Annotated in this window: 19 protein-coding genes and 1 pseudogene; 15 read left to right on the forward strand and 5 right to left on the reverse strand. The window is 68.6% G+C overall.

Annotated features, from left to right (window positions below; translation table 11 throughout):
* Positions 1-3 precede the first annotated feature (3 nt).
* Positions 4-1,500, forward strand: a complete 1,497-nt coding sequence (locus tag BM394_RS08250; RefSeq protein WP_092976136.1) for a hypothetical protein — start codon at positions 4-6, stop codon at positions 1,498-1,500.
* Positions 1,500-2,285: an ESX secretion-associated protein EspG gene (locus tag BM394_RS08255; protein WP_092976139.1), complete on the forward strand. Its 786-nt coding sequence runs from the start codon at positions 1,500-1,502 to the stop codon at positions 2,283-2,285. Before BM394_RS08250 ends, BM394_RS08255 begins: the two co-directional genes overlap by 1 nt.
* 102 nt (positions 2,286-2,387) lie before the next feature.
* On the opposite strand, the gene BM394_RS22745 is transcribed toward BM394_RS08255, so the two are convergent.
* Positions 2,388-2,549 carry a hypothetical protein gene (locus tag BM394_RS22745; protein ID WP_175530013.1) on the reverse strand — a complete coding sequence of 54 codons (162 nt, stop codon included), beginning with the start codon at positions 2,547-2,549 and terminating at the stop codon, positions 2,388-2,390.
* A 174-nt stretch (positions 2,550-2,723) separates the two neighbouring features.
* Here BM394_RS22745 and BM394_RS08260 point away from each other — a divergent pair, with 174 nt between their 5' ends.
* The 7 genes from BM394_RS08260 (at position 2,724) to BM394_RS08290 (ending at position 7,059) form a co-directional block, all read left to right on the forward strand.
* Positions 2,724-2,936, forward strand: coding sequence for a hypothetical protein (locus BM394_RS08260; RefSeq protein WP_245780049.1), 213 nt, complete (start codon positions 2,724-2,726; stop codon positions 2,934-2,936).
* 70 nt (positions 2,937-3,006) lie between these two features.
* Complete coding sequence (locus BM394_RS08265; protein ID WP_092976142.1) at positions 3,007-3,975, forward strand: arsenic resistance protein; 969 nt, start codon at positions 3,007-3,009, stop codon at positions 3,973-3,975.
* Between the two features lie 120 nt (positions 3,976-4,095).
* Positions 4,096-4,611 (forward strand): DUF6789 family protein, encoded by a 516-nt coding sequence (locus tag BM394_RS08270; protein WP_092976145.1) that lies wholly within the window; start codon positions 4,096-4,098, stop codon positions 4,609-4,611.
* The gene (locus BM394_RS08275) at positions 4,608-5,078 is read left to right on the forward strand and encodes a hypothetical protein (protein ID WP_217643411.1); all 471 of its coding nucleotides are present in this window, start codon (positions 4,608-4,610) and stop codon (positions 5,076-5,078) included. The genes BM394_RS08270 and BM394_RS08275 overlap by 4 nt, the downstream gene beginning before the upstream one ends.
* On the forward strand, positions 5,075-5,527 hold the full coding sequence (locus BM394_RS08280; protein WP_092976148.1) for a MerR family transcriptional regulator: 453 nt from the start codon (positions 5,075-5,077) through the stop codon (positions 5,525-5,527). Before BM394_RS08275 ends, BM394_RS08280 begins: the two co-directional genes overlap by 4 nt.
* Positions 5,508-5,825 carry a hypothetical protein gene (locus BM394_RS08285; RefSeq protein ID WP_139235173.1) on the forward strand — a complete coding sequence of 106 codons (318 nt, stop codon included), beginning with the start codon at positions 5,508-5,510 and terminating at the stop codon, positions 5,823-5,825. The genes BM394_RS08280 and BM394_RS08285 overlap by 20 nt, the downstream gene beginning before the upstream one ends.
* A 370-nt stretch (positions 5,826-6,195) precedes the next feature.
* Positions 6,196-7,059: a phosphatase PAP2 family protein gene (locus BM394_RS08290; RefSeq protein WP_092976153.1), complete on the forward strand. Its 864-nt coding sequence runs from the start codon at positions 6,196-6,198 to the stop codon at positions 7,057-7,059.
* Positions 7,060-7,181: 122 nt separating this feature from the next.
* Here the strand turns inward: BM394_RS08290 and BM394_RS08295 are convergent, their stop codons facing one another.
* Positions 7,182-7,397, reverse strand: a complete 216-nt coding sequence (locus tag BM394_RS08295; RefSeq protein ID WP_092976156.1) for a hypothetical protein — start codon at positions 7,395-7,397, stop codon at positions 7,182-7,184.
* Positions 7,398-8,644: 1,247 nt separating this feature from the next.
* Here BM394_RS08295 and BM394_RS08300 point away from each other — a divergent pair.
* The 3 genes from BM394_RS08300 to BM394_RS08310 all read left to right on the forward strand — a co-directional run bounded on the left by BM394_RS08300 (position 8,645) and on the right by BM394_RS08310 (position 17,750).
* Positions 8,645-9,238, forward strand: a complete 594-nt coding sequence (locus tag BM394_RS08300; RefSeq protein ID WP_245780056.1) for an FkbM family methyltransferase — start codon at positions 8,645-8,647, stop codon at positions 9,236-9,238.
* Between the two features lie 201 nt (positions 9,239-9,439).
* Positions 9,440-13,354, forward strand: coding sequence for an ABC transporter ATP-binding protein (locus tag BM394_RS08305; RefSeq protein WP_092976162.1), 3,915 nt, complete (start codon positions 9,440-9,442; stop codon positions 13,352-13,354).
* A 577-nt stretch (positions 13,355-13,931) separates the two neighbouring features.
* Positions 13,932-17,750 carry a multifunctional oxoglutarate decarboxylase/oxoglutarate dehydrogenase thiamine pyrophosphate-binding subunit/dihydrolipoyllysine-residue succinyltransferase subunit gene (locus tag BM394_RS08310; RefSeq protein WP_092976166.1) on the forward strand — a complete coding sequence of 1,273 codons (3,819 nt, stop codon included), beginning with the start codon at positions 13,932-13,934 and terminating at the stop codon, positions 17,748-17,750.
* A gap of 211 nt (positions 17,751-17,961) precedes the next feature.
* Here BM394_RS08310 and BM394_RS08315 read toward each other — a convergent pair whose 3' ends face one another.
* Positions 17,962-18,405 (reverse strand): type II toxin-antitoxin system VapC family toxin, encoded by a 444-nt coding sequence (locus tag BM394_RS08315; RefSeq protein WP_217643412.1) that lies wholly within the window; start codon positions 18,403-18,405, stop codon positions 17,962-17,964.
* Positions 18,402-18,689, reverse strand: a complete 288-nt coding sequence (locus BM394_RS08320; protein WP_092976172.1) for a FitA-like ribbon-helix-helix domain-containing protein — start codon at positions 18,687-18,689, stop codon at positions 18,402-18,404. The genes BM394_RS08315 and BM394_RS08320 overlap by 4 nt, the downstream gene beginning before the upstream one ends.
* 261 nt (positions 18,690-18,950) lie before the next feature.
* Here BM394_RS08320 and BM394_RS08325 point away from each other — a divergent pair, with 261 nt between their 5' ends.
* The 3 genes from BM394_RS08325 to BM394_RS08335 all read left to right on the forward strand — a co-directional run bounded on the left by BM394_RS08325 (position 18,951) and on the right by BM394_RS08335 (position 21,598).
* Positions 18,951-19,166, forward strand: coding sequence for a DUF6104 family protein (locus tag BM394_RS08325; RefSeq protein ID WP_092976175.1), 216 nt, complete (start codon positions 18,951-18,953; stop codon positions 19,164-19,166).
* A 194-nt stretch (positions 19,167-19,360) separates the two neighbouring features.
* Positions 19,361-20,392 carry an L-threonine 3-dehydrogenase gene (gene tdh / locus BM394_RS08330; RefSeq protein WP_092976178.1) on the forward strand — a complete coding sequence of 344 codons (1,032 nt, stop codon included), beginning with the start codon at positions 19,361-19,363 and terminating at the stop codon, positions 20,390-20,392.
* 3 nt (positions 20,393-20,395) lie between these two features.
* Positions 20,396-21,598 (forward strand): glycine C-acetyltransferase, encoded by a 1,203-nt coding sequence (locus BM394_RS08335; protein WP_092976181.1) that lies wholly within the window; start codon positions 20,396-20,398, stop codon positions 21,596-21,598.
* A gap of 51 nt (positions 21,599-21,649) precedes the next feature.
* Here the strand turns inward: BM394_RS08335 and BM394_RS08340 are convergent.
* Positions 21,650-22,065, reverse strand: a pseudogene (locus tag BM394_RS08340) (RNA-guided endonuclease InsQ/TnpB family protein); the annotation flags it as partial.

A 22,065-nucleotide genomic window follows, 5' to 3' on the forward strand; every position in this document is an offset into this window, starting at 1 on the left:
TTCGTGTCCGAGGGGGACCAGGGCTACCGCAGCCACGAATACATCGCCGACCGGGAACGCGAGGCGTACAACCGCGCCCGGGGTGACTTCGAGCACCAGGCCGGCGGGCACGTGCCGGTCGGCAACGGCGACATGAGCACGCAGCGGGCCAAGGAAGTCGCCGCGAACGCCGCTGAGCACTACGGCACCCAACAGGCCAAGGCCATGTCGGGCGACCAGTCGCTGCGCGGTCGCCCCACCTCACTGGGGTGCACCGCATACGAGTCCTATCCGCACGCGGAACTCGAGAAGTTCGTGCGGGAAGAATTCGAGCCGACGAAGGTGCACGACGTAGGCCGTATCTACCACAGCCACGGTGCCAAACTCATCGACTTCTCCGACCGCATCAAGCAGGCCGCCGCGAAGACGGAGCAGAACTGGCAGGGCCGCGCGGGTGACGCCATGCGCGCGCAGATGAACACCGTCTCCGCGCACATGGGACATTCCGGCGAGGCCGCGCAGCTGACGGCGAACCAGATCGGGTTGCAGGCCGAGGCCGGTGAGCAGGCCCGCAACTCGATGCCGGAGGACCCGCAGTTCAGCCTGATGCATGAGCTGTCCGCAGTCGCCTCGGACCCGAACCCGGCCACGATCGTGCAGCGCGCGGCTGAGATCCGCCAGCGCGCCGATGAGGCCAAGCAGGCCCACCAGGAAGCCGCCCGCGTGGTGTCCACGATGGAGAACGACTTCGGCGGTGCCGCCGAGAACACCCCGCGCTTCGCCCCTCCCCCGCAGTCCACCGACGAGAACGCGGGTGACTCCGGCACCGGCTACAACGGCACCGGATCCGGCGGCAGCGGTTTCGCGACCGTCGGCGGCACCACCCCGTCGAGCACCTACGCGGCCTCCGCCCCGAGCGGCACCACGGCACCGCCCTCCTCGGGCGTGTCGAACGCGCCGGGCGGCTACTACGGCCAGAACCAGCAGCCCTCCACCACCGCGCCCGCCTGGAACTCCGGCGGCAACGCGGGCAACTCCGGCCTGCCACCGGGAGCGGTGCGCGGCCCGGACGGCACGAACTACCGGCAGGACCCCAGGACCGGCCAGTGGCAACGGCAGAACTCCGCCAACGGCAGGTGGGCACCCGTCCCACCCGGCCAGCAGGTGCCGGGCGGCGGCCGTGCGGGCGGCATGACCGGCGGACGAGCCGGTGGCTACGGCGCGGGCGGCTCCGGATCGGGTGGTTCGGGACTGGGCTCCGGCGGACGCGCGGGGGTCGGTAGTGCTCCGACCGGCGGCCCCACCAGCGGCACGGCCGCGAACTCCTCGGGGCGCGGCGGCGGCCGGATGCCGATGGGCGGTGCCGGAGCGGGCGCGGGCCGCGGCCAGGGCGAGGACAAGGAGGAGCACGAGCGCAAGTACGTGCTCGAAACCGACGAGATCGGCGACGATCTCGGGCTGCCCCGGGTGGCTCCCCCGGTCATCGGCGCCACGCCGGAAGAGGAGGGCGGCCGTAACTGATGCCGAGATCGTTCACGCTCTCGACACGTGCGGCCGACATCCTCTGCGAGGACCTCGGCGTCGACCTCCGGAGCTTCCCGTTCGAGCTGGATTACCACGGCGGCACCACCGACGAGCGCTCCCGCGTCCGCGCGGAGGTGTGGCGGGAGCTCGCCAACCGTGGGCTGGCCGATGATCGGGAGCCGGACCAGGACGTGGAAGCGGCCCTGCGGCTGCTGCACTCCCCGAAGGTGGACATCGCGGTCACCTGGCTGGAGACCGCGACCGAGGAGGTGTTCCGCGCCCGCACCGCCGTTTCCGGCAGGCTCGGTGTACAGGCGGTGCAGGGCACCGACGGGCTCCGGGTCCGGTTCGTCGACACCCGGAGCCTGGTTCGCGGCTGCACCGACCTGCTGCCCGAGGTGGCGGCGGGAAAGCTGGAGACGGCCACCGTCAACACCGCCGCCGGGTCCGACGGCGGCCCGGAAACCGGCGGGGACTCGTGGCTGACCGGTGCGGAGCACAAACCGCCCGCACGGAGCAGCGATCGGCAACTGCGGGCGGCGCAGCGGATCCTGACACTGCCCACCGAGCGGATCGGCTACTTCTTCGTCAGCGGCAGCCCGAACAACGGCGAGACGCTCCGGCTACCGGCGATCGGCTGGCGCGACACCGAGGACGGCCGCTACAGCATCACGTCCCGGCGCAACAACGACGGTGCCGACTGGAACACCTTCGCCCCCGCCGACAAGCAGCGACTCGCCGGCTACCTCACCGAACAGCTCAACGCGCTGGCAAGTGGATGACGGCGCACCGGTGTCTGGGCGCTCGACGCCCCGCGTTCCCGCGAGTTCCGCCGAACCGGGTGGTGGCGGTGTGCTCGGCACTCTCCCAACTGCCGGACGTGGTCACTCCTCGGTAACTCCGAAGACGATGTCGTTCTCGGTGAGGATCAGGCCGGGAGCGGCGTGGAGCTCCAGCTTGAGTGGTCCCCGCGCGGGTCGCCGAGGGGCCTGCCACTCCATGAGGACGTGTGCCGGGTGCGGGGGCGCGAAGTCGTGGACGACCATCGCCTCCCACTCGGCGGGCCGTTGCGGGCCGCTCCACCTGCCGGGCGTTGCTGGAAACCGAGAAACTGGGCAAACGCTTCGGCAACCGCTGGGCGGTCCGCGACATAGAACAACCCTTCCGCGGATTAAACAGCTGGTGATGCCACGACACCCGAATCCGGTGCGGCGGCCCGATTGACGATGATGCTGGCCATGCTGCCAGGGCTGCGCTGGGTCGAACTGGCCGATCCGTTCCTGGTACTCACGGCATACCCTGTGCTCTACGCCCAGAGCGGCACCGTGCTAGCGGTGAAACTCGCAGCGAACCTGCTGGTGTGGGGTGGGTTGTGCGGGTGGCTGCTGCGCCGCCCGCGCCACAACGCCGCGCTGCTGGCCGTACCGAGCTGAGTGGTGTTCGCCCCTCCCCCACGTAACGGCGGGAGCGGCGACCACACACGGGAAAGGAGACCGCACGCGCGTGTCCGCGACCCAGTGGCTGGAACGCCACCAGATCCCGATCTACCTCGGCGGGCTGGCCGCCGGTGCCGTCGTGGGCCTGGCGCTGCCCGCGAGCGCGCCCGGCTGGGAGCACGCGATCTACCCGGTGCTGGGGACACTGCTGTACGCGACGTTTCTGCAGGTTCCCTTCACCCGGCTGACCCGTGCGTTCCGCGACGGACGGTTCCTGACGGCGACGCTGCTGCTGAACTTCGCGGTGGTGCCGCTGATCATGGCCGCGCTGACCGCCGTGGTGACCTTGCCGCGGGCGGTGCTGCTCGGGGTGCTGCTGGTGCTGCTGACCCCGTGCATCGACTACGTGATCGTGTTCACCGGGCTGGCGGGCGGGGACAGTCACCGCCTGCTGGCCGCCTCACCGCTGTTGATGTTGGCCCAGATGGTGGCGCTGCCGCCGCTGCTGTGGCTGTTCCTCGGCCCGGAGCTGGCCGACATCGTCGCGGTGGGGCCGTTCCTGGAAGCCTTCGGAATCCTGATCGTCGCTCCGCTGGGGCTGGCCTGGGCCACCGAGGCGCTGGCCGCCCGGCACCGCACCGGCGAGGTGCTCTCCTCGGCCGTCGGCGCGGCGATGGTGCCGCTCATGGCGGCGACGTTGCTGGTGGTCGTTGCGAGCCAGGTCCCCGCGATCAGCCACCGGCTCGGCCGGGTCGTGGCCGTGGTTCCGCTGTACGTCGCCTTCCTGGTCATCATGGCCGGAGTCGGTTACGGGCTGGCGCGAGGATTCCGGCTCGACGCGGGTCGCTCCCGCGCGCTGATCTTCAGCGGTGCTACCCGCAACTCCCTGGTAGTGCTGCCGCTGGCGCTGGCCCTGCCTGCCGGTTACGCGATCACCCCGGTGGTCGTGGTCACCCAGACCCTGGTGGAACTGCTCGGCATGGTCGGCTACGTCCACACCATCCCTCGCCTGGTCCGGTCGCGACCGCAGAGCTGAGGGGCACGGCTCGGCCGCCGATCGGCCGAATCGTGGTTGCATCCTGTACCTGGGTACGGGCTTACCGTCGACGGCACGAGGTTGTCGCAGCGCGTACGACGTGGTTGAGAGGTACTCACGATGGCGGTGGATTCGGACGGACCGGCCCGTACCGGTGGGACGGGAGTCGTCCCGGGCCGGTTGGTGTCCGGGGCGGGCTGGGGTGCGGTCGCGACGGTGCTCATGAGCGTGGTGATGCTCTTCGGCATGCTCACAGGCGTGGCACCGTTGCCGAGCCCCGTCCCGGTAGCACTGGTGGCCCGGACCGTGGGGGCACTGCCGCAGCCGGTGCTGGTGGGACTGGCGGTGCTGGCCCATCTGGCTTACGGGGCCGTGGCCGCGGCGGTATTGGTCGGGTTGGTTCGCCGGGTTTCGGTATGGATCGGGCTCGGCTACGGCGTGCTGCTGTGGGGGTTGCTGGGTCTGGTGTGGCTGCCATACCTGTCCTGGGGTCTGTTCGGGATCGCCGTGACACCGCGCATCGCGGCGGCGACGTTGCTCCCACACCTGGTCTACGGCCTCACGCTGGGGCTCGTGCTCGACCGGCATCACGCGCCACGGCGGCGTACCACTGGAATCGGAGGGGAAGCGCGATGAGGAACGACGAGAGCGTCGGGTGCGCCTGCTGCGGCCCGAACGTCGGAGACAACACGCCTCCGGCCCGCACGGACGGCGTGGCGCTGGAGACCCGTCACGACGGAACGGAGACCGACAGCGCCGAGGGCAGTGACTCGCTGCTCGGGTGGGTCCCGCCATCGTGTGAGTTGCCGCCGTCACGGCAACCGGAACGAGCGGCCGAGTTCGATGCGCTGTTCACCGCCGCGCTGCGGAGCTTCCACAGGCCGGAACCGACCCGACTGCGACTGGTGTTGGATCCGGCCTGGCGAGACACGGCGCGGGACCTGGCGGAACGGGAAAGCCGGTGCTGCTCGTTGTTCACCTTCGTCCTCCAGCAGCGCGAAGAGGAGCTGCGGCTCGACATCACGGTTCCCGCGGACCAGCGACCGGTCCTGGAGGCGCTGGCCCGGCACGCGGCAGCGGCCTCACCGGAAGGAGCCCCATGAGCACCACGAGACTGCGCAGTGGTCAGGTCGCCGAAGCCGCCGGGGTGAATCCGCAGACCCTGCGCTACTACGAGCGGCGCGGGCTGCTGGCCCAACCCGAACGCAGCCTGGGCGGCCATCGCCTGTATCCACCGGCGGCGGTAACCACGCTGCGGGTCATCAAGGCCGCACAACGGTTGGGCTTCACTCTCGACGAGGTAGCCGACCTGCTCGAAGCGGGACGATCGCGCCGGGCCGACCGCTCCGACCCGGGATTGCGGGAACGTGCCCGGGCAAAGCTCGCCGAGGTCGAGGCCCGCATCGCCGACCTGCGAACCATCCGCGCCACGCTGCTCGAAGCGGTCGAGGCAGGCTGTGACGATCTGACCTCCTGCGCCACCAGCACGGACTGCCCGCTGCCGTTCGCCGACATCGCCGAAGAGGACCACCATGACCGACCCTGCTGCTGACCCCACTCGTCGGAGCCGGACATCGGTCGGTTTGGCCGGGCTGGCCGGAGCGGCCTGCCTGGCCTGCTGCCTCCTGCCCGCACTCATCACCGCCGGCCTGCTCGGTGGTGCCCTCGCGGCCGGTCTGGTGGCCTGGCTGCCCGCGGTCGCGGCGGTACTGGCACTCTCGGCGGTCGTGACGTGGAAAGCACACCGGTCCCGCGCGCACCGGTGTGGCTGCGCCGGGACTCGCGACTCGGCAGCGGGTTGCGCCGCCCACGCCACAACGCCGCGCCGCAGCTCGCACCGAGCCGAGTGACCACGGCCGGGAGGCCGCACCGCGCGGCCCGGAACGGATCGCCGGGCCGCGAATCCGGCTCGGTTTACCCGCGCGGCGGCCGGTCACGATCCGCTCGACTCCGGGATCGTCCGGGGACTCGGACCCGCCGGAGGCGAAAGGTCTCGTCGGGAACGACGGGTGTCCTCGTGGTAAACAGTGGAGAAACCTTGGCGGTACCGAGCGTGAACAGCTCTCGCCGAAGCGGGTGTTCGTCGCGCACGTGCCGGATTCCCCACCGCAGGACGACCACCCGAACCGAGTCGGGATCTCCGCCTCCCGCAGTGGAGCGCTCGCCGCTCCCCGAGGGAGTCCGATGATCTCGTGAGACACGACCCCTGACGAGGACCGCATGCACGAAACGGGCCCGACGGACGAGCTGACCACGTTGCCGACCAACCGGGCGGTCTCGGGCATCGAGGACGTCCCGGACGTCAGCGCCAACTGGTACCTCCACATCATAGAGTTCGCGAACTCGACGCCGGATTTCGTGCACCTGCTGGCGATCCTGTTCACCGACGGCTCGCTGTTCGTCATGGCCGCCGTCCTCGCCTGGGGCATGTGGCGGGCACGAGGGCTGCCCGCGCGCGCGATGGCGTTCGTGCTGCTGGCGCCGTTCGGCATGATCGCGGCCTACCTCACCAACGACACCATCAAGGGCTTCTTCGAGGTCGGACGACCGTGCCGGTTGTTGTCCGACATCAACACGATAGCGGTGTGCGATCCGCCCGGTGACTGGTCCTTCCCCAGCAACCACTCCGCCGTCGCGGGTGCCACGGCCGTCGCGATCGTGTTCGCGTGGCGCAGGCTCGGTGTTCCGGCACTGCTGGTCGGGATCTCGACCGCGGCCTCCCGAGTGTTCGTGGGAGCGCACTTTCCGCACGACGTGGTGGTGGGCTTCCTGGTCGGCGCGAGCGTGGTGCTGCTCGTGATGCTGCTCGGTGTCCACCCGGCCACCCGGGCGGTCGAGAAACTGCGGGAGACCCCGGGGATGGGGAAGCTGCTGGCCAAGGGGGATCGGAGCGAGCACCGGACGGTGGATTCGTCACCGGAGCCCCTGACGCAGCCCATCGAGACGCAGCCGGTCGACCCGCCGACACAACCCGTCGAGCTGCCGACGCAGCCCATCGCCTTCCAGCGAACCGCCGAATCGCGAACCGCCGGGCAACGCCCCACCGAGCGGCGGCAGGAGAGCTACTCGAACAGCACGCGCTGATTCAGCGGCGACGCACTGCCACGGACGCGGGCGGAGTGGCTCCCGCGGGCGACGCGGCATCGCGGCGCTGTACGGGAGAGCCCGCTCGAAAAGGCCGTGAGCTCGACGGAATCGAGTGCCGATCACGCCTCGGTCTCGTACGCTCGGGTTCGACGCGGCCAGACGCCGCGCCCCAGTGACCATCGCTCCCAGGTGCAAAGAATCACCGCGGCCAACACCGCGGTACCCGCCATGGCCGCGAAGCGGCCGATCTCCACCGTGACGCCCTCCGGTGGGAACAGCAGTTCCGGCACCAGCTGGCCCAGCAGAAGCAGCACGCCGAACCAAACGTACTTCATGGCACTCTCCGATAACGCCGCTAGGAAAACACCTCAGACATGAAAATTCCGCTGTTGTACTCGGTCGGACGGTTGTGGCGGCCGACAGCGGTCGGCCAGCTGCGAACTGCACGAGAACCAGACACCCCAGGGAACCACGAACCCAGTACGCGCGACCAGCGATCCTAACGGCACGGCACTCGGAAACAGCACCCCCGTCACCCGTGACGACCAGCGAGGTCGTCCGGGAGCCACACAACGTTGTCCACCTCTGCGCCGCTCCGTCACTCACCCTTCATTCGAAAGGCGACTCCAGCGAACTGCCGGAGGTCGGAACTGGCGCGGCGGCGCGAGGGTCGCTCGACGGCTCAGCGGACGGGCTGTTGGTGTCACGGGTGCCGCGCGGCTGATGCGTGGGATCCCCGGCCGCCGTCGCGGATCAGGTGGTATTCGGAGCCGGTTTCACCTCGAGCCACCGAGCTCGGCTCAGTGGCCGCTCCCGCTTCAGCTCGAACGTGGGAGGCAGCCGCCCGCTGATCCAGCGTCCACAAGCCGCGCGAAAAAGTTGGAGCAACACAACCATTTTGCCGCCGAACCGTCCGCGACTAGTTGTAATAACCACTCAAATCTTCCCGGCAAAGAGGACCACACCCCTTCAACCACCATTCGGGGGTGATCAACAACACCCGGACCATATTTCCGTTTCGGACCCGAGCCAGCCGAACAACACCTATGATCAAATCGTCATCACTGAACGAGGTACTCACACACCATTCACTCAAAGAATCGTTTTGGCGACAACCTTTTCCCGCACTTCATCCCGAAGGGAGACATGCCGAAGCACCAGGACCCTACTCCCGCGCAGAAACGAAGGAACCGCACAGGAAATTTCTCACCGGTGAACCACCGAAACCCCTGGGGCAGGATCAACAACACGAGGATCCATGCAAAAACAAATTTTCGGGATTATTTCTGCCGCAGCGCAGTACGCCACACACCGGAACAGCATCAGATTCGTCCGATTCCGGGTGCCGCGACAATAAATCTCACACCCCCACGAAAGGAACACCATGAATCATGATTCGAATTTTTTCGCCGCGGACCCGCCTACCTCGAAGTACGACTCCACCCCTGGTCGCCGACTTTCCTCACTGGCAGCGACGCTGCGGGGCGCAGCGAGTATATCGATGGCCGAGCCAGAAGTTCGAGGACTAACCCAGCTGGTCGGTACAGGCGATACCTGCTTTGACATCGGAGCAGCTTACGGGATGTACAGCTTCCCCCTCGCACAGCTCGTCGGAACTCGCGGGGCGGTACACTCATTTGAACCACAGCCAAAACCATATTCGGTACTCGCAGCGGGTAGATTCATCACGAAAAGCACGCAAATCCACGTCTCTCGCGATGCCTTCAGCTGCCGCCCGAGAACCGAAAAAATGACCGTCCCGACCCGATTCGGCCTCCCCATCCACGGACACGCCCACATTCAAAACGATTCTCCCGTTCCCGCGGATCGACATCGGGGAAAACGAAGGGAAATCACAGTAGATTCGCGCACCGTCGATCAAGTAACCCACGATCGGGGTATCAACCGAATCGACTTCATGAAGATCGACGCAGAAGGAAGAGAACCGGCCATCCTCGCTGGCGCGAAAGAAGTTTTGACTCGATTCCGCCCCACACTGTTGCTCGAAATCGAGTCGCGACACCTAAATCGATACGACAGCACACCGGAAGAACTGACCGACTGGCTCGACGAGCTTGGGTACGCGATGTACTCCTGGAACAACTACCAATGGCGCAGGACCCCTCGAGTGACCCGTCGAAACAGAAATTACCTATTTAGCCACATCGAACGGTAGTGCGGCTCCGACATCCACGGAAAACCAATAACCAGTACCGCGATCGGCGATCAGAGCCTCGGGCTTGTGGAGTGGACACCTCGGGCCTACCCGCGGCGAGAGCCGTGCGAGGGGTTCCGCCGAGTGACCACCCGCACATCCCGCTCCGAGAGCCCCGTTCCTGGAAAGCGAGTCGTCGGAGTGGGGTCCTAACCTGGCGGGGTGCCCGAATCCGGAGAAGCTCGTGCCAAACCCGGCTGGATCCGCCGTCTGAGCGCCGCGTGCTGGCGGCATCCCGCCGCCGTGCTGCTGTCCATGGGGGCCGCCGTCACGGCGGTCGGGATGGAGGCGGCCGTCCCGGTGTTCACCAAGGTGGCGGTGGACGACGCTATGGCGGGCAGCACCGAGGGGCTCGGCTGGATCGTCGCGGCGATGCTCGGGCTGGGCCTGTTCCGGTTCGGCGCCGCCTTCGTGCGCCGTTACACCGCGGGCAAGCTCGCCGTGAACGTGCAGCACGACCTGCGCCGCGCCGTGTTCGGCTCGGTGCAGCGCCTCGACGGCGGCAAGCAGGACTCGCTACGCACCGGCCAGGTGGTCTCGCGCTCGATCAGCGACCTGCAGCTGGTCAACGGGCTGCTGTCCATGCTGCCGATGGCGGCGGGCACGCTGATGCTGGCGGTGTTCTCGCTGGCGGCGATGGTGTGGCTGTCCCCGCTGCTGACCGTGATCGCGCTGGTAGTGGGACCGCTGATCGGGGTGGTCACCGCCCGCAGCCGCAAGAAGCTGTTCCCGGCGACCTGGAGCGCGCAGCAGCGCGCCGCCGACGTGGCCGAGCAGGTCGAGGAGACGATCAGCGGTGTCCGCGTGGTCAAGGGCTTCGGGCAGGAGTCCCGGGAGGTCAGCGGCATGATCGGCCGCGCCCGCGGGCTGTTCGCCGAACGGATGCGGGCGGCACGGGTCACGGCCCCGCCGACCGCGCACCTCACGGCGCTGCCGCTGGCGGGCCAGGTCTGCGTGCTGGGGCTGGGCGGTTGGCTCGCGTTGCGGGGCCAGGTCAGCGTGGGCACGTTCATCGCCTTCGCGAGCTATCTGACCATGCTCGCCGCACCGGCGCGAATGCTGTCCAACGTGCTGATCCAGGCCCAGCACGCCCGAGCGGGGCTGGAACGACTCCACGACGTGATCGACTCGCAGCCGGAGGTCACCGACGCGCCGGACGCGGTGAGCCTGCCCGAGGGGCCGCTGCGGGTGGAGCTGGACGACGTGCGGTTCGGCTACGGCGGCGAACAGCCGGTGCTGCGGGGCACCTCCCTGGAGGTGCGTTCCGGCGAGACGCTGGCACTGGTGGGTTCGGCGGGCTCGGGCAAGTCCACGATCTCGCTGCTGTTACCCCGGTTCTACGACGTGCACTCCGGCAGCGTCCGGATCGGCCCCGACGGTGGCGACGAGGGGGCCGACGGGGACGGTGCCCTGGACATCCGGGGTGTGCGGCTGGACTCGCTGCGTTCGGCCGTGGGGGTGGTGTTCGAGGAGGCGTTCCTGTTCTCCGACACCGTGCGCGGCAACATCTCCTACGGGCATCCGAACGCCTCCGAGGAGGAGATCATCGCCGCCGCCCGCGCGGCCGAGGCCCACGAGTTCATCACCGAGCTCTCGCAGGGCTACGACACGCTGGTGGGCGAACGCGGCCTGACCCTGTCGGGCGGCCAGCGGCAGCGGATCGCGCTGGCCCGCGCGCTGCTGACCGATCCCAGGATCCTGGTGCTGGACGACGCGACCTCGGCGGTGGACCCGAGCACCGAGGCCGCGATCCACGCCACGCTGAGTTCGGTGACCGCGGAGCGAACCACGCTGCTGGTGGCGCACCGCCGGTCCACGCTCGCCCTCGCGGACCGGGTCGCGCTGCTGGACGAGGGCGAGGTCGTCGACATCGGCACGCAGCGGGAGCTGGAGCGGCGCTCCGAGCTGTTCCGCGAACTGCTGCCGGACACCTCCGGGGTGTCCGAGCACCCCAGGTACCCGGTGTGCGAACCCGGCGAGGAACCCACCCCGGAGCTGTGGCCGGGAGAGGAGCGCGGACAGCGGCACGGCTACTGGAGCGGGACCGCGACGAGCACCGAGAGCTCGTTCGCGGCCGTGGGGGCGGCGAGCCGGAGCGCGGGCGCGGCGAAACCGGCTGCCGGAGCCCCGAGCACGGCGGGTGCGGGGCGCCCGCGAAGTTCGACCGTGGCCGCCACCCCACCGAGCGATGAGCTGACCACCGCGATCGATCGGCTACCGCCCGCCGAGGACGAACCCGAGCTCAACGGCACCGATCCCACCGCACCGGATCCGGGCTTCCGACTGGCGAAGCTGTTCCACCCGATCCGGTGGGGCGTGGCGCTGACGGTGCTGCTGGTCGCGGCCACCGCGGCCGTGTCGGTGAGCATGCCGTCGCTGATCCGCTGGGGTGTGGACGGCGGAGTGGGAGCCGGCGATCCCGACGCGCTGTTCACCGCCACGGCGGTGGGCGCGGGCCTGGTGCTGATCGGCTGGGTGACCATGCGCTGGCAGACGGTGATCGCCGCGCGCACGGGCGAGACACTGCTGTACCTGCTGCGGTTGCGCAGCTTCGCCCAGCTGCAGCGGCTGGGGCTGGACTACTACGAGCGCGAACGCGCGGGCCGGATCATGACCCGGATGACCACCGATGTGGACGCGCTGTCCTCGTTCCTGCAGACGGGGTTGGCCACGGCGGTGGTCAGCGTGTCCACCATCATCGGCGTGGCGGTGGCACTGCTGATCACCGACCTCTCGCTGGCGCTGGTGGCGCTGTCGGTGACGCCGCTGCTGGTGGTGGCGACGATGATCTTCCGCAGGGTCTCGTCGAGCGCCTACGCCGAGGCCCGGGAACGGGTCAGCACCGTCAACGCCGAGATGCAGGAGAACGTCTCCGGGTTGCGCGTGTCGCAGGCCAACCGCAGGGAGCGGCTGGCGGCCGAGAAGTTCGCGGCGCGCAGCGACGCCTACCGGCGTTCCCGGCTGCGGGCGCAGCGCTACATCGCTACCTACTTCCCGTTCGTGTCGCTGCTGTCCGAAGTGGCGCAGGCGGTGGTGCTCGGCGTCGGCGCGCTGCGGGTGGCCCAGGGGGAGCTGACCGCGGGCGTGTTGGCGGCGTTCCTGCTGTACCTGGGGCTGTTCTTCAGCCCGGTGCAGCAACTCTCCGGCGTGTTCGACGCCTACCAGCAGGCCAGGGTCGGGCTGCGCCGGATCGGGGAGCTGCTGCGTACCCGCACCTCGGTGCCGGAGACCGACCGCCCGGCCACGGTGCCGAGCGAACTCGACGGGGAGGTGGAGCTGCGCTCGGTGTCGTTCAGCTATCCGGCCACCGACGATCCCGCGCTGTCCGAGGTGTCGCTGCGCGTCACCCCGGGTGAGACGGTCGCCCTGGTGGGCGCCACGGGCGCGGGCAAGTCGACCCTGGTCAAACTGCTGGCGCGGTTCTACGACGTCTCGGGCGGCTGCGTGCTGGTGGACGGGGTGGACGTACGCGACTACCCGCTGGCCGAGTACCACTCCCACCTGGCCGTGGTGCCGCAGGAGGGGCACCTGTTCGCGGGTGACGTGGCGGACAACATCGCCTACGGCAGCCCGGGCGCCGGTCCGGCCGAGATCGAGCGGGCCGCACGCCGGGTGGGTGCGCTGCCGGGTATCGCGGCGCTGCCGGACGGTTTCCGGCAGCAGACCGGCGAGGGTGGCAAGTCGCTCTCGGCCGGGCAGCGGCAGCTGGTGGCGCTGGCCCGCGCGGAGCTGGTGGACCCGGACATCCTGCTGCTGGACGAGGCAACGGCCGCGCTGGATCCGGCGACCGAGGCGATGGTGGCCGCGGCACACGCCGAGCTGGCCCGGAATCGGACGACGTTCGTGGTGGCGCACCGGCTGGCCACGGCCGCCCGTGCGGACCGGATCGTGGTGCTGGGCGGCGGCAGCATCGTCGAGCAGGGCGGGCACGGGGAGCTGCTGGCCGCGGGCGGGGTCTACGCGCGGCTCTGGGCCAACGGTGGTTCCGCCGACGACGCGGACGTGGTCGTGCCCGGCGCGGGCGACGAGCTCGGGGCCGGGCACGAGGAGCCCGACTCGGCTCCGGCCAACCGCTGAGCGGGGGCTCCACGCCGGAGGGAGTGTTCGCGGCCGCAGGGAGTATTCGCGGCCGCAGGGAGTATTCGCGGCCGCAGGGACTTCGCCAGGATGCGGCCGAGGTCCCCGGCTTCGACGTTCACCGGGTCGGTACCGGCCGCGCTCGCACCACATCCGCACGCCACTCGGAGCAGCCTCCGGCGACTCGGAGTAACGCCGAGTTGGCACCTGGCTGACAACGGTGTGGGCCACATTGCTCTGGGCTCGCACAATTTCCCGTGATGTGGTTCATTCGGCTCAGGATACGGGATTGTTCACTTTTGCGTGAAACCTCACATTCGGGTTCCGTTTCGACATCGCGGACCTTCGGGAAAGCAAGATCACAAAAACCAAAACCCCACATACTACCGGAAACCGTGGATCTCGTCCGCCGGAAAACGCGCCGGAAAAGCAGCCGCGGCAACAACCTGATCGATTCGGAACGGCCGGAACTCGACCGGAGTGCACGGGACAGACCCAACCGAACACCCAGGAAGCGTTAGCCTGGGTTGCGAGCGTTGAAAAACCACGAGCAGATGGATCGAGGCGAACGCCAGCCGTGTCCAGCAGCAGCCCTGCGTCACAGTTCGGCCCCAACGAGTGGTTGATCGAGGAAATGTATGAGCAGTACCTCAACGACCCCTCATCGGTAGACTCCGCCTGGCACGAGTTCTTCGCGGACTACCGTCCCGCGGGGCACTCGGCAACCGAGTCCGCCGCTGCGGCGACAGGCGCAACAACAGGCCAGAAGACCGCGACCGCCACCAAGTCCGGTGAGCAAAATGGTCAGGTGCACGACGACGGTGCCCGTACGACCACGACGACTCCACCGGCGAGCGACGCGCAGCAGACCGCTACCCGGCAGGGTGCGAACGGAGCCCAGCAGCGCACCACCTCCGGGCAGGCGGGAACGCAGCAGGACGGAGGCAGCCGTTCGGCCACTTCACAACCGTCCGGGGCGCAGCAGACCGCCAAGCCCTCCCCGCAGGAGGCAGCCAAGGCCGCTCCCGTCAAGGAGGAGTCCGGCGGCGAGGAGACCAAGACGCTGCGCGGGCCGGCCGCGGCGATCGCCAAGAACATGGAGCAGTCGCTGACCGTGCCGACCGCCACCAGCGTCCGCGCGGTCCCGGCCAAACTGCTGTTCGACAACCGCATCGTGATCAACAATCACCTGAAGCGGAACAAGGGCGGCAAGATCTCGTTCACCCACCTGATCGGGTACGCCCTCGTTCGGGCGCTGCGGGACTTCCCCGGCATGAACCGCCACTACGGCGAGGACGCCAAGGGCAAGCCCGCCGTGGTGACGCCGGAGCACGTCAACCTCGGGCTGGCCATCGACCTGCCCGGCAAGGACGGCTCCCGCAATCTGGTGGTTGCCTCCATCAAGGCCTGCGAGAACATGAACTTCTACCAGTTCTGGCAGGCGTACGAGGACATCATCCGCAAGGCGCGCAACAACGCGCTCACCGCCGAGGACTTCGCCGGCACCACGATCTCGCTGACCAACCCCGGCCCCAGCGGGACGAACCACTCGGTGCCGCGGCTCACCCAGGGCCAGAGCGCCATCATCGGCGTCGGCGCCATGGAGTACCCGGCCGAGTTCCAGGGGGCCAGCGAGAAGGCCCTGACCGAGATGGGCGTCAGCAAGATCGTCACGCTGACCTCCACCTACGACCACCGGGTCATCCAGGGCGCGGAGTCCGGCGAGTTCCTGCGCAAGGTGCACCAGCTGCTGCTGGGCGAGGACAACTTCTTCGACGACATCTTCTCCTCGCTGCGCATCCCCTACGAGCCGGTCCGCTGGTCGACCGACATCCCGGAAGGCGCGGTCGACAAGACCGCCCGGGTGCTGGAGCTCATCGACGCCTACCGCACCCGCGGTCACCTCATGGCCGACATCGACCCGCTGAACTACCGGCAGCGGCGCCACGAGGACCTCGACGTCCTCTCGCACAGCCTCACGCTGTGGGACCTGGACCGGGAGTTCCCGGTCGGCGGCTTCGCGGGCCAGGAGCACATGTCGCTGCGCGACGTGCTCGGGGTGCTGCGGGACTCCTACTGCCGCACGGTCGGCGTGGAGTACATGCACATCCTCGAGCCGGACGAGCGCGAGTGGCTGCAGCACCGCGTCGAGAAGCCGCACGAGAAGCCGGTCCAGTCCGAGCAGAAGTACATCCTGTCCAAGCTCAACGCCGCCGAGGCGTTCGAGACCTTCCTGCAGACCAAGTACGTCGGCCAGAAGCGGTTCTCGTTGGAGGGTGCCGAGACGGTGGTCCCGCTGCTGGACGCGGTGCTGGACTCCTCGGCGACCTCCGAGCTGGACGAGGTCGTCATCGGCATGCCGCACCGCGGCAGGCTCAACGTGCTGGCCAACATCGTCGGCAAGCCGATCGCGCAGATCTTCCAGGAGTTCGAGGGCAACCTCGACCCGGGCCAGGCGCACGGCTCCGGCGACGTGAAGTACCACCTCGGTGCGGAGGGCAAGTACTTCCGCATGTTCGGCGACGGCGAGACCAAGGTCTCGCTGACCTCCAACCCCTCCCACCTGGAGGCGGTGGACCCGGTACTCGAGGGCATCGTCCGCGCCAAGCAGGACATCCTGGACAAGGGCCAGGAGGGCTTCACCGTGCTGCCGGTGCTGCTGCACGGCGACGCCGCGTTCGCCGGGCAGGGCGTGGTCGCCGAGACGCTGAACCTCTCGCAGCTGCGCGGCTACCGCACCGGCGGCACCGTGCACGTCATCATCAACAACCAGGTCGGCTACACCACCACCCCCGAGTCGGGACGGTCGAGCAAGTACTCCACCGACGTGGCCAAGATGACCGGCTCGCCGGTGTTCCACGTCAACGGCGACGACCCCGAGGCGTGCGTCTGGGTCGCCAAGCTGGCCGTGGAGTACCGCAACACCTTCGGCAAGGACGTGGTCATCGACATGGTGTGCTACCGCCGCCGCGGGCACAACGAGGGTGACGACCCGTCGATGACGCAGCCGGAGATGTACGACGCGATCGACAAGATGCGCAGCGTCCGCAAGACCTACACCGAGTCGCTGATCGGACGCGGCGACATCACCGTCGACGAGGCGGAGAAGGCGCTCAAGGACTACGCCAACCAGCTGGAGCACGTGTTCAACGAGGTGCGCGAGCTGGAGAACCACCCGCCCGAGCCGAGCCCCTCGGTGGAGTCGGAGCAGCAGATCCCGGCCAAGCTGGAAACCGGTATCTCCGAGGACGAGCTGCGCGGGATCGCCGACGCGCAGATCGACCTGCCGGAGGGCTTCACCCCGCACTCGCGCGTGAAGCCGGTGCTGGAACGGCGCGCCAAGATGGGCAAGGAAGGCGGCATCGACTGGGCGTTCGGCGAGCTGCTGGCGCTGGGGTCGCTGACCACCTCGGGCTACCCGGTGCGGTTGACCGGGCAGGACACCAGGCGCGGGACGTTCGGCCAGCGGCACGCGGTGGTCATCGACCGCAAGAGCGGTGCGGAGTACACCCCGCTGCAGCACCTCTCCCCCGAGCAGGCCAAGTTCCTGACCTACGACTCGGCGCTGTCCGAGTTCGCGGCGGTGGGCTTCGAGTACGGTTACTCGGTGGCGCACCAGGACGCCATGGTGCTGTGGGAGGCGCAGTTCGGTGACTTCTTCAACGGCGCCCAGTCGATCATCGACGAGTTCATCTCCTCCGGCGAGGCCAAGTGGGGCCAGCGCTCCGACGTGGTGATGCTGCTGCCGCACGGCCACGAGGGTCAGGGCCCGGACCACAGCTCGGCCCGCATCGAGCGGTGGTTGCAGCTGTGCGCCGAGGGGTCGATGACGGTGGCGATGCCCTCCACTCCCGCGAACTACTTCCACCTGCTGCGCAGGCACGCGATGGACGGCATCGACCGGCCGCTGGTGGTGTTCACGCCGAAGTCGATGCTGCGGCTCAAGGAGGCCACCAGCCCGATCGAGCACTTCACCAACGGCAAGTTCGCCTCGGTGATCGACGACCCGAGCGAGCCGGACCCGTCCGGGGTTCGCAAGCTCGTGCTGTGCACCGGCAAGCTGTACTACGAGCTGGCGGCCGAACAGGCCAAGCGGGAGGCGAAGGACACGGCCGTGGTCCGGCTGGAGCAGCTCTACCCGCTGCCGCACCGCAAGCTCGGCAGGCTGCTGGAGCGCTACCCCAACGTCGAGGAGATCCGCTGGACCCAGGAGGAGCCGCGCAACCAGGGTGCCTGGCCGTTCCTCGGGCTGGCACTGCCGCGCGAGTTCGGCCCCGAGTTCGCGAGCAAGCTCAAGGTCGTCGGGCGCCGTCCGATGGCCGCACCGGCCACCGGGTTGAAGAAGGTGCACGACGTGGAGCAGGCGGAGGTCATCACCAACGCCTTCGCCGACTGACCGGGCGTTCCCGGTCGGGTTTCTCGGCTGGTCGCTTGGCGGAACCTCTCGCACGGCTCTCGCCGCGGGGAGGCCCGACATCGGGTAGTTAGATTCCGGAACGGATTCGTTCGAGCGGGCCGTCGATTCGTACGCGGATCGGTGGCCCGTTCTCCGTTCGCGCGAACGAGCGGAGTCCGCAGCCACGGACCTGTGGAAGGAGCAGTGCTGTTCAGCGGACGAAGAGTCCCTTCTCGGTCGCGACAGCGGCCTGCCTGGTGTCGCGCGTGACCATCACGAGATCGTCGCCCGCGGCCAGCGGAGCGGCCTGTTCGAGAGCCGCCGCGAGATGTATCGCATCCAGCGTGCGGATCGCGTAGCCGATCACCAGTTCCCTGGCTCTGGGCAACAGTAGGGCCGAGTTCAGCCGCAGCGGGGTTATGGCTCCTTCCTCGCCGCAGTCCCGGTCGAAGCGGTCGATCAAGCGCGAGGAGATCTCGACACGGTTGCCGCGCTGTGTGGCGGAGACGGCGGAAGCGAATTCGACCCTGGTCAACTCGCTGGTGACCACGGGGAGCTCGCCTTCCAGCAGCAGTTCACGGAATTCGGCGTGCTCGGCCTCGTCGGCGAGGTAGGCACGTATGAGACTGCTGGTATCGGCGTACAGCAGGGTCACCACTTCCCCCGATCGGCTTCCAGCGCCTCGCCTGCGCTACGACCGAGCCCCCGGGTCGCCGCTTCCAGTTCGTCCAGGCTCAACACGTTCTCGGGCGGCTGAACTTCCGCCAGCAGGCCGGAAGCACGAGCCCGCTGGCGTACCGTCCGATGGCCGGCCGGCCCGTCCACGACTTGCGAGAGCGCCTCCGTGACCAGCTCGTTCATACTACGGTTCTCGCTGGCCGCTTTCGCTTTCAGCTGCCCGTGCAGCTCGTCGTCTATCCGCGTTATCAGCTGCCGCATGCAGTTATGATAGCAAAAAAGAAAGGTTTGATAGCACGGACTCCGAAGCGATATGCCGGGCACTCGTTCCGGTCGGCGGCCCGTTCTCGTTACCGGTACCGCACACCGGCAGGGCCGCTCACTCTCGCGGCGGGTGGGCCTTCCCCCTTCCGGCGGAATCCGCACGAACCCCGAGTGCCCCGTGGGGCCGAACCACCTCGGGTTGCCTACGCTGCCGGAGAACCCCGAAATCGGGAACGCGAAGCGGTTAGGAGAGACGACGTGTATTTCACCGATCGTGGTCTCGAGGAGCTGGAGGAACAGCGCGGCGACGAGCGGGTGAACCTGACCTGGCTCGCCGACCGGATGCGCGCCTTCGTCGACACGAACCCGGAGTTCGAGGACGCGGTGGACCGGCTGGCCACCTTCCTCGCCAGGGACGAGGGAGACGAAGCCGATTCGGAGGAGGAAGAGGTCAGCGAAGCCGTGGAGAGCTGATCCCGCCCCGCTCCAGAACCGCGCTGTGCAGCCTCGCTTATCAGCCTGTGCGGAAAGTCCTGCTGGACCGCCGCCAACCACGGGGAGACAATCCGGTTCGGCGATCCCGATGCGCTCACCGGCGCTTCGGCGGCAGACCGCGGCAAACCACGGGCCAACAGCCCCGCCGGATCGCCAGCGGAATTGGAGGAACCGTGCGAGCACTGGTGAAACCCACCGCCGGGCCGGGACTCGAAATGACCGAGGTCCCCGACCCGAAGCCGGGCGCGCGGGACGTGGTCCTCAGAGTGCTGCGCACCGGCATCTGCGGAACCGACCTGCACATCGACGGCTGGGACGACTGGGCCGCCGAGAACATCACCCCGCCGCTGGTCGCGGGCCACGAGTTCGTGGGCGAGGTCGTCGAGATCGGGGCCGGTGTGCGCCAGGTGGCGGTCGGTGACCTGGTCAGCGGTGAGGGGCACGTGGTGTGCGGCCGGTGCCGCAACTGCCTGGCGGGAAGGCGCCATCTGTGCCCCAACACCAAGGGGCTGGGCGTGCACTACGACGGTGCGTTCGCCGAGTACGCCGTGCTGCCCGAATCGAACTGCTGGGTGCACCACCAGCACATCGACCACGACGTCGCCGCGATCTTCGACCCGTTCGGCAACGCCGTGCACACGGCGCTGAGCTTTCCCGTGGTGGGCGAGGACGTGCTCATCACCGGCGCGGGCCCCATCGGGCTGATGGCCGCGAGCGTGGCCCGGCACGCGGGCGCCCGGCACATCGTGATCACCGACGCCAGCGAGTACCGGTTGGACCTGGCGCGGCGGATCGGCGTCGACCTCGCCATGAACATCGCCGAGCACGACCTCACCGAGGTGCAGGAACGGCTGGACATGACCGAGGGCTTCGACGTCGGCATGGAGATGTGCGGGCAGCCCGTCGCGCTGCGCGACATGATCGCGAACATGGCCCACGGTGGTCACATCGCCATGCTCGGCCTGCCCTCCGAGGGCTTCGGGATCGACTGGAGCTCCGTGGTGCTGAAGATGCTGACCATCAAGGGAATCTACGGCAGGGAGATGTTCGAGACCTGGTACTCGATGTCGGTTCTGCTGGAATCGGGGCTGGACCTGAGCCCGGTGATCACACACCGGTTCGCCAGCGACGACTATCAGAAAGCCTTCGACACTGCCCGACAGGGCCAGTGCGGCAAGATCATCCTGGATTGGACGGTGGAGTAGCCGATGTTCGGCAAAGCTGCCGAGGAACTGCGTGGCAGGCTGGACGAGATCCGGTCGGCCGGGCTGTACAAGCGGGAACGCGTCCTCGAAACGCCGCAGCGGGCGCGCGTGGGGGTCGGCTCGGAAGCGGACAGCGGCGAGGTGCTCAACCTCTGCGCCAACAACTACCTCGGGCTGGCCGATCATCCGAAGCTGATCGAGGCCGCCAAGAACTCGCTGGACGAGTGGGGACTGGGGATGGCCTCGGTGCGGTTCATCTGCGGTACCCAGGCCCCGCACAAGGAGCTGGAACGGCGCCTGTCGGAATTCCTGGGCACCGGCGACACCATCCTGTACAGCTCGTGCTTCGACGCCAACACCGGGCTGTTCGAGAGCCTGCTCGACGAGCAGGACGTGATCATCTCCGATGAGCTCAACCACGCGAGCATCATCGACGGTGTCCGGCTGTGCAAGGCACGGCGTGCGCGCTACGGCAACCGGGACACCGCCGACCTGGAACGCAAGCTGGTCGAGCACGCCGACGCCCGCTACCGGTTGATCGTCACCGACGGCGTGTTCTCCATGGACGGTTACCTGGCCCCGCTCGACGAGATCTGCGAGCTGGCCGAGCGCCACGACGCGATGGTCATGGTCGACGACTCGCACGCGGTCGGCTTCCTCGGTCCCAACGGCGCGGGAACCCCCGAACTGTTCGGCGTCACCGACCGGGTGGACATCGTCACCGGCACGCTCGGCAAGGCGCTGGGCGGCGCCAGCGGTGGTTACGTGGCGGCTTGGCCGGAGATCGTGGAACTGCTGCGGCAGCGGTCCCGGCCCTACCTGTTCTCCAACTCGCTGGCCCCGCCGATCGTGGCCTCCGCGCTGGCCGCGCTGGATCTGGTGGCCTCGGAGCCGGGCATGCGGGAACAGCTGCGCTCCAACAGCGAGTTGTTCCGCCGCAGGATGACCGAAGCGGGCTTCGACCTGCTCCCCGGGGAACACCCGATCATCCCGGTGATGATCGGCGACGCGGCCGAGGCCAGTCGGATGGCGGATCTGCTGCTGGAGGAGGGCGTCTACGTGATCGGGTTCTCCTACCCGGTCGTGCCGCACGGCAAAGCACGCATCCGCACCCAGATGTCCGCGGCGCTGACCTCGGAGGACGTGGAGAACGCCGTCACGGCTTTCATCAACGCCCGGGAGAAGGCGGGTAAACTGGCCGGTTGACTTCCTCCGCGCCCTGGGGGCGGGGATTCCCATCGGGCTCGCGCCCGATAGTTCCTGCTTCACAGCCGACTGCCGAAGGGAGGAGACCCTTGCGGACTCACACCGGCTCCACAGGCTTCGCCGGACTATGGCCCGGCTACCGCTCGACCAGCGGCAAGGATGTTCTTCGCGGCGTTGTGGTCCCGGTCGTGCCGGGTGCCGCAGTCGGGGCACGTCCATGCCCGCGTGGAGAGTGTCAAGCTCGGCAGCAGGTGTCCGCACGCGGAGCACGTCTTCGACGACGGGTACCACCGGTCCACGACGGCCAGGGTCTTGCCCGCGCGGGTGGTCTTGTATTCCAGCTGGCGCCGGAACTCGCCCAGCGCGGCGTCCATGACGGCCCGGTTCAGTCCGGCCTTGGCTTTGACGTTGCGGCCGGGCTTGTCGGTGGTGCCCTTCGCGCTGCTGGTCATGCCGGACACGTTGAG

Origin of the sequence: Actinopolyspora lacussalsi subsp. righensis (assembly GCF_900116555.1) — a bacterium.
Classification (GTDB): Bacteria; Actinomycetota; Actinomycetes; order Mycobacteriales; family Pseudonocardiaceae; genus Actinopolyspora; species Actinopolyspora lacussalsi.